Below are 12,301 nucleotides of genomic sequence, written 5' to 3' on the forward strand. Positions count from 1 at the left end.
AAAGGACAAGCCTAGGAAGAGTCCATACAAAAAGAAGTGTGAGAGAAATGAACCATTTGGATAATACAGATTTCGCTATTTTAGGGTATTTGCAGGAAAATGGAAAGCGATCATACAGTGAGATTGCTCGTTGTCTTGATGTGAGTGAAGGAACCATTCGTTCCCGAATAAATAAAATGCTTCAGCAGGGAGTATTTGAGTTTATCATTCATACGAACCCAAATAAAGTAGGCTTAAAAGTTCAGGCCATTATTGGCTTTTCTACTCAACTAGGCAAGCAGGAAGAAATTGCGGGGAAATTGCAAAAGTACCCTGAAGTAAGATTTATTGGTGCTTTTTCCGGGAAACATGACCTGATTATTCAAGCCTATTTCAAAAGCAATGAAGAGCTTGTTCACTTTGTAAACAAAGAACTATCACAAATTGAGGGTATTCTTACAGCAGATGTAAGCGTGGAGTTAAAGCAGTATAAAGATTCGTTTTCCTACATTATACCCTAACCCTATAGTAGAAAACTAGTTTTTTGGTAAGCCAGGGTCTCAGCATAAATTTTTAAAATTTTCAGTAAAGGAAAATAGAGCTAAATTGAGGTGTACCTATGAGCAATGAAGCATTACTTAACGTAAAAGGATTAAAAACATATTTCTATCTTGGAGACCGGGTGGCTAAAGCTGTAGATGGCGTTGATTTTGAAATTAACAAAGGGGAAACAGTAGCTATCGTAGGGGAGTCGGGCAGTGGAAAAAGTATAACCTCCATGTCTATTATGGGTCTGATACCCAGTCCGCCGGGAAAAATTGTAGAAGGCTCGATTAAATTAGAGGGGAAAGAAATCGTTAATCTTCCGGAACGGCAAATGCGGAACGTGCGGGGAAATGAAATCGGAATGATTTTTCAGGAGCCAATGACTTCATTAAATCCAGTATTCACCATTGGGAATCAGGTAGCTGAGCCGTTGATAAAACACAGAGGGTACAAAAAGAAGCAGGCTAGGGAAAAAACGATTGAGCTGCTGAAAATGGTTGGTTTTCCTCGTGCCGAAGAAACCATAGATGAATATCCTCATCAGCTTTCCGGGGGGATGAGACAGCGTGTGATGATTGCGATCGCTATGAGCTGTGACCCTAAACTGTTAATAGCTGACGAGCCTACAACAGCGCTGGATGTCACGATTCAAGCTCAAATTCTCGATCTGATGGCTGAAGTGAAAGAAAGAACAAATTCTTCCATATTAATGATTACTCATGACCTTGGCGTCGTCGCTGAAATGGCTGATAGAGTACTAGTTATGTATGGAGGTCAAATTGTAGAAAACGCAGATGCGAAGACATTATTTACGGAACCTAAACATCCATACACCGTCGGTCTGTTAGGGAGCATGCCTCAGCTTGATGATGAAAAAGAACGGCTGGAATCTATACCTGGTACTGTACCGCCGGCCCATAACTTTCCTCAAGGGTGCCGGTTTGCTCCCCGCTGTAAGCACGCGATGAAAGAATGTATAACGGAAGTGCCGGACCTTCGGGATACAGGGAATGGGCAAAGAGTCCGCTGTATTCTCTATGAAGATAGTCAAGGAGGTCAGCATTCATGAACACTACAAAAGAAAAACAACAGAACCAGCATGACGTTCAAAACCGTGAAAAGTTAGTAGAAGTTAAAAATATAAAAAAATACTTTCCTATCAAGGGAGGGTTCTTAAAAAGAACGGTAGCCCATGTTAAAGCAGTTGATGATATCACATTTGACGTCTACAAAGGAGAAACCTTAGGAATTGTGGGAGAGTCAGGGTCTGGAAAATCCACATTAGGAAGAATGATCCTTCGTCTTCTTGATTCTACTGAAGGAGAGATCCGTTTTGACGGACAAGAGATAACAAATATCTCTCAACGGAAAATGCGGAATTTAAGAAAAGAAATGCAGACGATTTTTCAGGATCCCTACGCATCTTTAAATCCAAGAATGAGTGTAGGAGAAATCATAGAAGAGCCGATGGTCGTTCAAAAGCTCATGAGCAAAAATGAACGGGAAAAAAGAGTCATAGATCTTCTTGAAACAGTGGGTCTGAACGAAAGTGCAAGGAACAAATATCCCCATGAATTTTCCGGCGGTCAGCGGCAGCGAATAGGGATTGCCCGTGCTCTTTCTACTCGTCCCAAGCTGATTATAGGTGATGAACCCGTTTCCGCCCTGGACGTTTCAGTTCAGTCACAGGTTCTTAATCTGATGGAAGATTTACAGGATGAATACGGGTTAACTTACATCTTTATTGCTCATGACCTTAGCGTGGTTAAGCATATCAGCGACCGTGTGGCTGTGATGTATCTTGGAAAGCTGGCAGAAATTGCTCCCAAGGAATCAATATACAAAAAACCACTTCATCCTTACACACAGGCCTTAATATCGGCTGTGCCGACAACCAATGTAGAAGAAGAAAAAGAAAGGGTGGTCTTAGAGGGTGACTTGCCGAGCCCTTCTAACCCTCCTTCAGGTTGTCCGTTCCACACGAGATGTCCGGAAGCTCATGAGAGATGCAAAACAGAACGGCCTCAATTAACAGATATGGGTGGAGGACATTATGTTGCTTGTCACTTGTACACCGAGCCTGAACCTAAAATTGCTGAAAATGCTGAACAAGACTAACCTATTCAGTTTTTAACCTGTACAGGAGGTGACGCGGGTATAGGAGGCGAGGGAAGAGTCAAAAAAGTTTGCTGGTTTACAAAATAAAAGGGGGTAACAAAAGATGAAAAATAAAAGTTTGTTATTTTTATTATCAACAGGTCTTATCTTGTCAGCGTGCAATGGCGGCGATGAGGATTTTGAAGAAGGTGCAGATCCGGCAGAAGATGGCACGGAAACAGAGACAGATGGAGAAAACGGTGAAACGGCAGGAGAGCCTCAAGAAGGCGGAAATATAAATCTTGCCATGTATTCCGCACCAGATCACCAGTTTAATCCAATTTACTATCAATCCTCATATGATAATAATATCCTGGAGTTCACACATGAAAAGCTTTTTGAACAGAACGAAGACCTTGAATTTTACGGGGAACTTGCAGAAGAATACGAATTAAATGATGAGCAAACAGAAATGACTGTTCAGCTTCGTGAAGATGTCGTATGGCATGATGGAGAGCCATTTACTGCAGACGATGTCGTGTTTACTTATACTGCTATCGCTGACCCAGGATATACAGGTGTTCGTACAAGCTATGCAGATTCACTGTTAGGCTATGATGAGTTTAAAGCCGGTGATACGGAGGAGTTTGAAGGTGTGGAAGCTGTAGATGAACATACGGTTGTATTTCGGTGGGAAGAGCCTACTGTAACACCAGAATACGATGCCAGCTTCTTTATTATTCCAGAGCATGTGTTTGGTGATGTTCCTGCTGATGAAATGGAACAACATTCTGCTTCCTCTAACCCTGGGGAAATCATTGGAACAGGGCCGTTTGAGTTTACCGCAGCTGTAGAAGGGGATCGCTATGAGCTTGAAGCATTTGAGGATTACTGGAAAGGTAGACCTCATCTCGATAGTGTGACCTGGAGAGTGGTTGACCAATCTGTTATGACTGGTTTACTGGATAATGGTGAGATTCACATGGTGGCTGAACCAGACGGAATCGTGCCAAATGATGTGGAAAGTGTTGAAGCGCTGGGGAATGTGAACCTTTACCAGCCTCAAGATTTAGGTTACCAATACATGGGTCTTAAATTGGCTCACCGTCCAAGTGAGGATGTGGAAGCCGGTGTAGTTGATCCTGATAATTTCATTATTAACGAAAAACTTGAAGACAAGCGTGTGCGTCAAGCTCTTGTCTATGGTATTAATCGTGAAGCGATGATTGAAGGACTCCTTCATGGTTCTGGAGAGGTCCTCCACGCTCCATTCCCGGAAGCTTCCTGGGCATATGATGAAGATGCACCAGTGAAATATGAGTACGACCCGGATCAGGCACGTGCCCTTCTTGAAGATGCCGGTTTTGAAGATGTAACAGGCGATGGCTTCTATGAAGATCCAGATGGAGAAGAATACGTATTGAACCTTGAATACCCTACTGGAAATGAAGCTCGTGAGAATGCGGCTTTAGTTATCGGGGAGAACCTTCAGGATATTGGTATTAATGTAAATGTGCAGCAGCCTCGTGAGTTTTCTGCTCATGCTGACCGAGTTGAGGATGACGAGAGAAGCATGGATCTTTACCTGATGGGCTGGAGCTTAGCATCTGGCGATCCGGATCCTGCAGTCTATTTCCAGTCTGATGTTGCTTATAACTATACACGCTGGAATGATGAGCATAGTGACGAACTCATTGCAGCTGGTGTACAAGCTCCAGAAGCATTTGATGAAGAGTACCGAATGGAAGTGTATGCAGAGTGGGCGGAGCATGTATCTGAAGAAGTTCCTATGGTCTTCTTATGGTCTCCAATCAATAACTTTGCATACGTCGACAGCCTCCAGGGAGTTACTGAACACCCTGCCAATATGTACAAAGATACACACGAGTGGTACCTCGCCGAATAAGGCTGTATAAGATGGTAAATGGCGTGTGGTGAATATGCCACACGCCATTGCTATGAGAGGGAGAAGGAGGAAAACATGTACAAGTATATACTAAGGCGCGTACTTGTCTTCATTCCGATGTTATTTATTGTGACAGTTGTTGTGTTTGCCCTAGCCTATTTAGCACCAGGGGACCCTTTAACAGGCCAGCAGCTCGATCCTACGATTGACCCGGAAGTTTTAGAGCAGCGTCGAGAAGCATTGGGATTAAATGACCCACCCCATGTGCAATATGCAAATTGGCTCTCTAATGTGGCAAGAGGGAACCTGGGCGATTCATTGCACTACTCGGGACGAACAGTACAGGAGCTTATCATATCGAGGGTGCCCAATACAATTTATTTAGCGGTATTTTCTTTATTTGTCACGATTATTGTCGGTTTGCCTATAGGGATTTATTCAGCTCGTAAGCAATACACCGTAGTAGATTATTCTGCTACTACATTTGGTTTTTTGGGACTGGCAACACCTAACTTTTTTGCTGCACTGGTGGCGATTTATTTCTTTTCGTTCCAATTAGGGTGGTTTCCAGCACAGGGAACGGTATCATCGACGAGTTTGACAGGGTTTGAAGCCTTTATTGATCGATTGCATCATTTAGTTCTTCCAGGGATCACCCTGGGATTGGCAAGCACTGCCATTTATATGCGCTACATCAGATCTGAAATGCTAGACGTCATGGGAAGTGACTTTATTCGGACCGCACGTGCTAAAGGGTTAGGAGAAAACAGTGTTCTTTATAAGCACACCCTTCGAAACGCATTGATTCCAATCATCACTTTACTTGGGTTTGAGTTTGGAACCCTGTTAAGCGGGGCGGTAGTGATTGAAGCCACCTTTAACTTCCCAGGACTAGGACAACTCTTTTTAACAGGAATAATGAACAGGGACTTTCCGTTAATAATGGGGATAAATTTATTAGTTGGAGTTACGATATTAGTCGGTAACTTGTTAGCGGATATTTTCTACGCTGTAGTTGATCCGCGAATTCGCTACGATTGAGGTGAAAGACATGAGTGATCCAAGAGCTACAGAACAAATGGATAACACAGACCCAGGTGCACCTGAACCGAGCGAAGGACAAGAAAAGGAAAAGCACTATAGTCCCACCCAACTCGCTTTGCGGCGCTTTATCCGCAATAAGTTAGCGGTTATCGGTCTCGTTATCTTTATTTTAATAACTATTGTATCCTTTAGTGCTCCGTTAATAACAGACATTGACCCGACAAGAACGGACTTGTTAAACGTACACGCTGAGCCAAATTCTACTAATCTTCTAGGGACGGACAGTTCAGGGAGAGATAACTTTGCCCGATTATTGTACGGTGGGCAGGTGTCTATTCAAGTAGGGGTATTTATTACCCTTATCGTTACAGTGATTGGTGTTGTGTTTGGCTCATTAGCTGGGTACTACGGGGGAATTGTGGATAGTGCTATTATGCGTTTGGCTGACCTTTTTTTAATCTTTCCATTCTTGCTTATGGTGTTAACAGTAGTAACTATTTTAGAGGAAACGACTATTTTCATATTCGTGGTGACTTTAGGTTTAATTACGTGGCCAAATATCACCCGTATTATAAGAGGGAATTATTTATCTTTAAGGGAGAAAGAATACGTTCTTAGTGCGAGATCAATAGGCGCCTCTGATCTTCGGATTATCGGGAAGCATATGATCCCGAATGCTGTCGGTCCGATTATCGTCAATGCTACCGTCATTATGGCACAAATGATCATCTTAGAATCTGCATTAAGTTTCCTTGGTTTTGGAATTCCGCAGCCTACACCAACGTGGGGATCTATGCTGAGTGAAGCCACAAGCTTAAATATATTAACAAATCAGCCATGGGCCTGGCTGCCGCCTGGTCTTCTGATTGTGCTGACTGTCTTATCTATTAACTTCGTCGGTGATGGGTTAAGAGATGCGTTTGATCCTAAAAGCCAAAGATAGTAAAAGAGCTGTTCCGGTTGGAACGGCTCTTTTACTACATTTTAAATTTTTTTTTAGAAAACTGCTTGCATGGGTTATGACCTTATGCTATTATAGTTCTTGTCAGCCAAAAAGACATAATCAAGCACGGAGGAGTACCCAAGTCCGGCTGAAGGGAGCGGTCTTGAAAACCGCCAGGGGCTTTGCGGCCCGCGGGGGTTCGAATCCCTCCTCCTCCGCCATAATACTTACTATTACAAGCATACCTTTTGTCAAAGGGTATGCTTTTTTATACTTAAATAATGTTACTGGGATGAGAGAGGTGGTGAGCATTTGTTGGAGGAACATGATCAACGTTTTATGAAGGAAGCAATAAATGAGGCTCTTAGAGCTGAGGGAAAGGGAGAAGTCCCAATTGGGGCCGTCATTGTTTTTAAAGGGGAAATAATTGCAAGAGGTCATAATGAAAGAGAAACCAGACAACGTTCGGATGCTCATGCTGAAATGATTGCTATAGAAAAGGCATGTGAATATATGGGTTCCTGGCGGTTGGAAGATTGTACATTGTACGTTACGTTAGAGCCTTGCCCTATGTGTGCGGGAGCTCTGGTTCAGGCCAGAGTTCCACGCGTAGTGTTTGGCGCAGTCGACCCAAAAGCAGGATGTGCCGGTACGCTGATGAACCTTCTTGATGACTCCCGTTTCAATCACCGGGCTGAGGTAAGGGCGGGTATCCTTGAAGAGGAGTGCGGGATGTTATTGACTTCTTTTTTTCAGGAATTGCGCAAAAAAAAGAAAGAAAAGAAAAGACAAAAATCTGACCTTTTTTAGATTGGCTGCCTCTGGTTTGTCGTGATATAGTTACCTTAGAGGTTTTAGAAGTGGAGGGAGAACGGTGCAACCGAATCAATTTTCTTTAGAAACAGCACAAAGGCTTGCTGAAAAACTTAATATGCCGCTAGAGCATATCATGCATACGCCGCCTCATGTAATTATGGCTAAGATTGCTGAATTGGAAAAAAAGCAGGAAAACACCGCAAACGAGAAATAAAAATTTTCTACGAAGAACCTCTTGCATTTTGTATCAAGAGTATGTAGAATGAGAAATGCGTCGCTGAAATGCTGACGCCTAACAATGTTATCAAATTTGTCGTGCTAGGCGGGGAGGTAGCGGTGCCCTGTACTCGCAATCCGCTATAGCGAGGCTTAATCCCTTCTCGAGGTTTTGTCTCCGTAAGGTCTGCCCTGAATAAGTGGTGTTGACGCCCGGGTTCTGCGCAACGGAAACCCGTGAACCCTGTCAGGTCCGGAAGGAAGCAGCAGTAAGCGGCCACTTCTGTGTGCCGCAGAGTCGCCTGGGTCTAGCTAACTGTTCAGGTAACGCTTATGGAGGCATTATCAACAGAAGGTGCACGGCTTTAATAAATGAAATGATCAAACGGCTCCGTCGGGGTCGTTTTTTTGTACATAAAATTATTGAAAAGAAAAGTCCGGAATTGGTTGTATCCTTGCTTTGAATTATGCGCTTGAGACCGGTATAATTAGGGATGAATGTCAGCCGGTTAAAGGAGGAACGGGAGTGAGCTACCAGGCGCTTTACAGGGTATGGAGACCACGGCAGCTAAGCGATGTGGTGGGACAGGAACATATTACAAAGACACTGCAGAATGCTTTGATCCAGGAAAAGTTCTCTCACGCCTATTTATTTACTGGGCCCAGGGGGACAGGGAAAACAAGCGCAGCCAAAATCATCGCTAAAGCCATCAACTGTGAACACGCTCCCGTAAAAGAACCTTGTAATGAGTGTTCTTCTTGCCGGGGGATAGGAGATGGATCAATTGTTGATGTAATGGAAATAGATGCGGCTTCGAACAACGGGGTCGACGAAATCCGCTATATCCGTGAAAATGTAATGGCTTCACCCAGAGATATCAGGTATAAAGTGTACATTATAGATGAAGTGCATATGCTTTCTACAGGAGCGTTCAATGCGCTTTTAAAAACGCTTGAAGAGCCTCCGAAGCATGTTGTTTTTATACTGGCAACAACGGAACCTCATAAGATTCCCTTAACAATTATATCTCGCTGCCAGCGTTTTGATTTCAAAAGAATATCCAGCCAGGCCCTCGTTGGCCGAATGGAATATATCTTAGAAGAGCAGCATATTGAGGCAGAACAAGAAGCTCTCCATTTGATTGGTCGTGCAGCCGAGGGCGGTATGAGGGATGCATTGAGTCTGTTAGACCAGGCCATTTCTTTTGCTGAAGATAAGGTGACATCTGCTGACGTTCTTGCTATTACCGGAGCTGTGTCACAGCAATTTTTGACTGATACAGCCAGGGCTTTAAAGGACAAAGATACAGCAAAAGCGATCAAGACAGCAGATGCTTTAATAAGAGAGGGGAAAGATCCCCTTCGCTTTATGGAAGACTTAATTTATTACTTCCGGGATATGCTTTTATATAAAACAGCACCGGAGCTGGATGAAGTGCTTGACCGTGTGAGAGTGGAGGAAAGCTTCGAGGAGATAGCCCAGTCCATTGACACTCCATGGTTATATGAAGTAATTGATAAGCTGAACCACTATCATCAGGAGATGAAGTGGGCAAGCCACCCAAAAATTTTTTTGGAGCTGTCTTTAATCAATGTTTGTTATGTAGAAAACCAGGCTGAAGGAACAAGCTCTGCAGAGGTCCAGGAATTATACAAGAAGCTCAGCCGGATGGAAAAAGAGCTGGAGACGTTGAAAAAGCAGGGAGTACCTGCCGCTGCAGGAAAAAAAGAAGAATCGCAGCCAAAATCCCGAGTGGCGCCTTCTATTTCTTCCTCCAAACAGGGCGGGGTTAATTTAGCCGGACTGGGCAAGGTCAAAGAAATGCTAGGTTCGGCTTCGAAACAGGAACTTCAAGTCATTTCTTCTAAATGGCCGGAAGTAATGAATAAAATTAAAAGCGAAAGTGTCCCGGCCAGTGCCTGGGCAAGTGATTCTAAGCCGGTGGCGGCCACAGGGGATTCTGTGCTCCTGGCATTTCAAAACGAGATGCACAGAAACATGGTGGACTCAAAGTTCCGCTCATTAGTTGAAAGCGCGATTGAAACGATCAGCGGGAAGCCGATGACTCTTATAACCATTCTTATGGGCCAATGGGAAAAGGTTAAGGAAGATTATATGCGGAGCCAGCTCAGCAGCCAGACAGAAGACGAGGCAGGAACGGAGCCGATTGTTGACGAAGCCATTAAATTAGTAGGTTCTGATTTAATAGAAATTGTAGAAAGTGAATAGTGACTATATTAGGAGGCGTGAGAAATGAAAAATATGGGTAGTATGATGAAACAAATGCAAAAGATGCAAAAACAGATGCAAAAAGCACAAGAAGAACTGAAAGAAAAAACTGTTGAGGCGACAGCAGGTGGAGGAGCGGTTAAGGTTATCGCTTCTGGTGACAAGCGAATTGTAGATATTGAAATTGATGAAGATGTAGTAGATCCAGATGATGTAGAAATGCTTCAAGACTTGGTTCTAGCCGCAACAAATGAGGCACTAAAACAAGTAGACGAGTTAGTAGAACAAGATATGGGCAAGTTCACGAAAGGGATGAACCTGCCTGGGATGTTCTAAATTAGGAGGAGTGTTCGGTGCAGTACCCTGCCCCTATTTCAAAGCTTATTGACGGGTTTATGAAACTCCCGGGAATTGGACCCAAGACAGCCAGCCGTCTTGCTTTTTACGTGTTAGACATGAAGGAAGATGACGTCCTGGACTTTGCCAAAGCCCTCGTTAACGCAAAAAGAGATTTGACGTACTGTTCAGTATGCCACCATATAACAGATACTGATCCATGCAGGATATGTGAGGATAAACAACGAGATCAAACAGTTCTTTGTGTAGTGCAAGATTCAAAAGATGTGATGGCGATGGAGAAGATGCGTGAGTATCATGGCTTGTATCACGTGCTTCATGGAGAAATTTCCCCTATGGAGGGAATCGGGCCTGAAGATATTAAAATTCCTGAACTTCTTAAAAGACTTCAAGATGACACAGTGACTGAAATCATTGTGGCAACAAACCCTACGATTGAAGGGGAGGCCACTGCCATGTACATTTCCCGCCTTGTTAAACCTACAGGAATTAAGGTAACAAGGATTGCACACGGGCTTCCTGTAGGAGGAGATCTGGAGTACGCGGATGAAGTAACGTTATCAAGAGCGATTGAGGGACGACGTGAGTTATAGGAAAGAGGATGTCGATGTTATTTAAAAAGAAAAGAATCCGGCAAAAAGAAAGAGAGAGGCTCGTGCGTTTAATCGGGGAAATGAAGCACCAGCTGGAAAGACAGCAGGCGTTTGTATCAAAAAGTGTAGAACCGTCAAGAGAAGTATTGGCTGATGTTAAGCTTACAGAAGCAAAGTATTTATTTCTCTTAAAAGAAGCCAGACAAAAGAAGGTAAGCGGAGTGAGTAAGTAAAAAAGCACCTTTATCCTTCATATTGAAGAGGCACCCACGTTTTATCGAAACGTGGGTTTCTTTGTATTATTTATGGCCCCTTTTGTGCACTTTCGCTTTACTGCAGTCAGCAGACGTAAAGCCGGTATATCTGTTTTACAATCTCCTGCGTTACTTTATTGATTGTGGAAGGTGAATGAAGGGAAGCTTATCCTGATATGGACTGGTTTTTTAAGGTAAAGGACCAGTCTGAAGTGCCTTTACTTCTGACAGGTATTTTAAGGGAAAGATTTTTTAGGATGGACATACATATAGAGTAAACAAGTGAGTGGAAAGGCTAGGTGAATGAAAGTGGACCCGATACTGCTTATTTCAGCATTAGGCTTGCTCGTCTTTTTTATTTTATTTGTCACTGGGCCTCTTAAGCCCTTTCGGTGGATTGGAAAAGGGGTCATACGTTTGATGATCGGAGCTCTTGCTTTATTCTTTTTAAATGTCTTTGGGAGTGCGGTGGGTTATCATATCCCTTTAAACCTCTTTACAGTTTCGATCTCCGGATTGCTGGGCATTCCTGGAGTGGCACTTCTCGTAGTCGTCGATTTATTGATTCTTCCATAGGGTGAAAAAGGTTAGGCGGGGTACGTAAAAGGCCCTGCTTTTTTGATGGATGAAAGGTATTCCATTTATAATGTTCTTTTTTACCTGTCTCAATCAAAATAAAAAAAGTGTTGCATGTGTTTTGAGGACATGATATATTATTACTTGTCGCTGTTGAGGACAGCAATTATAATTAAAAAGTTGTTGACATTAAAATCAACTTCTGATAATATTAATTGAGTCGCTGTTGAGGCGGCAAGTCATAGATTGCTAGATTGTCCTTTGAAAATCGAATGAAAGTCAAACGTCAGTTAATTTCTATTAAAGTAAGTTAAGTTAGTTTCAAACATCTTCATTTTATCGGAGAGTTTGATCCTGGCTCAGGACGAACGCTGGCGGCGTGCCTAATACATGCAAGTCGAGCGCAGGAAACAAGCTGCGCCCTTCGGGGCAAAGCTTGTGGAATGAGCGGCGGACGGGTGAGTAACACGTGGGCAACCTGCCTTACAGACTGGGATAACCCCGGGAAACCGGGGCTAATACCGGATAATCAAGAAGATCACATGATCTTCTTGTAAAAGTTGGGATTTATCCTAACACTGTGAGATGGGCCCGCGGCGCATTAGCTAGTTGGTGAGGTAACGGCTCACCAAGGCGACGATGCGTAGCCGACCTGAGAGGGTGATCGGCCACACTGGGACTGAGACACGGCCCAGACTCCTACGGGAGGCAGCAGTAGGGAATCAGGCGAAAGCCGCGAAAGCC

At 43.6% G+C, this 12,301-nt stretch carries 13 protein-coding genes, 1 tRNA gene and 1 other RNA gene; all 15 read left to right on the forward strand.

All coding sequences use genetic code 11. The features are described 5' to 3' along the window. Nucleotides 1-47 precede the first annotated feature (47 nt). Nucleotides 48-500, forward strand: coding sequence for an Lrp/AsnC family transcriptional regulator (locus CEF17_RS16635; RefSeq protein WP_100400514.1), 453 nt, complete (start codon nt 48-50; stop codon nt 498-500). A 98-nt stretch (nt 501-598) separates the two neighbouring features. After that, complete coding sequence (locus CEF17_RS16640) at nt 599-1,594, forward strand: ABC transporter ATP-binding protein (RefSeq protein WP_100400515.1); 996 nt, start codon at nt 599-601, stop codon at nt 1,592-1,594. Beyond that, on the forward strand, nt 1,591-2,643 hold the full coding sequence (locus CEF17_RS16645; RefSeq protein WP_100400516.1) for an ABC transporter ATP-binding protein: 1,053 nt from the start codon (nt 1,591-1,593) through the stop codon (nt 2,641-2,643). Before CEF17_RS16640 ends, CEF17_RS16645 begins: the two co-directional genes overlap by 4 nt. Before the next feature lie 103 nt (nt 2,644-2,746). Beyond that, complete coding sequence (locus CEF17_RS16650; protein WP_100400517.1) at nt 2,747-4,528, forward strand: ABC transporter substrate-binding protein; 1,782 nt, start codon at nt 2,747-2,749, stop codon at nt 4,526-4,528. 75 nt (nt 4,529-4,603) lie between these two features. After that, entirely contained in the window at nt 4,604-5,569 is a 966-nt protein-coding gene (locus tag CEF17_RS16655) for an ABC transporter permease (RefSeq protein WP_100400518.1), read from the forward strand. Nucleotides 5,570-5,579: 10 nt separating this feature from the next. After that, a complete protein-coding gene (gene opp4C / locus CEF17_RS16660; protein WP_100400519.1) occupies nt 5,580-6,515 on the forward strand; it encodes an oligopeptide ABC transporter permease in 936 nt (311 codons plus the stop codon). 128 nt (nt 6,516-6,643) lie between these two features. Next, nucleotides 6,644-6,736, forward strand: a tRNA-Ser gene (locus CEF17_RS16665). Nucleotides 6,737-6,830: 94 nt separating this feature from the next. Next, nucleotides 6,831-7,325, forward strand: coding sequence for a tRNA adenosine(34) deaminase TadA (gene tadA / locus CEF17_RS16670; RefSeq protein WP_100400951.1), 495 nt, complete (start codon nt 6,831-6,833; stop codon nt 7,323-7,325). A 64-nt stretch (nt 7,326-7,389) separates the two neighbouring features. Then, a complete protein-coding gene (locus CEF17_RS16675; RefSeq protein ID WP_083465382.1) occupies nt 7,390-7,545 on the forward strand; it encodes a YycC family protein in 156 nt (51 codons plus the stop codon). A gap of 99 nt (nt 7,546-7,644) precedes the next feature. Further along, nucleotides 7,645-7,910, forward strand: an RNA gene (gene ffs, locus CEF17_RS16680) — signal recognition particle sRNA large type. Nucleotides 7,911-8,073: 163 nt separating this feature from the next. Beyond that, nucleotides 8,074-9,777, forward strand: a complete 1,704-nt coding sequence (gene dnaX, locus CEF17_RS16685) for a DNA polymerase III subunit gamma/tau (RefSeq protein ID WP_100400520.1) — start codon at nt 8,074-8,076, stop codon at nt 9,775-9,777. Between the two features lie 24 nt (nt 9,778-9,801). Further along, a complete protein-coding gene (locus CEF17_RS16690; RefSeq protein ID WP_054636232.1) occupies nt 9,802-10,113 on the forward strand; it encodes a YbaB/EbfC family nucleoid-associated protein in 312 nt (103 codons plus the stop codon). A 17-nt stretch (nt 10,114-10,130) separates the two neighbouring features. Further along, nucleotides 10,131-10,727: a recombination mediator RecR gene (recR, locus tag CEF17_RS16695; RefSeq protein ID WP_100400521.1), complete on the forward strand. Its 597-nt coding sequence runs from the start codon at nt 10,131-10,133 to the stop codon at nt 10,725-10,727. Between the two features lie 14 nt (nt 10,728-10,741). After that, nucleotides 10,742-10,960: a YaaL family protein gene (locus CEF17_RS16700; protein WP_054636230.1), complete on the forward strand. Its 219-nt coding sequence runs from the start codon at nt 10,742-10,744 to the stop codon at nt 10,958-10,960. 324 nt (nt 10,961-11,284) lie between these two features. Beyond that, nucleotides 11,285-11,557: a pro-sigmaK processing inhibitor BofA family protein gene (locus CEF17_RS16705; RefSeq protein WP_332835308.1), complete on the forward strand. Its 273-nt coding sequence runs from the start codon at nt 11,285-11,287 to the stop codon at nt 11,555-11,557. The last annotated feature ends 744 nt before the right edge of the window (nt 11,558-12,301 follow it).

The organism is Bacillus sp. FJAT-44742 (assembly GCF_002797315.1).
In the GTDB taxonomy this organism is placed as follows: Bacteria; Bacillota; Bacilli; order Bacillales; family Marinococcaceae; genus Thalassorhabdus; species Thalassorhabdus alkalitolerans.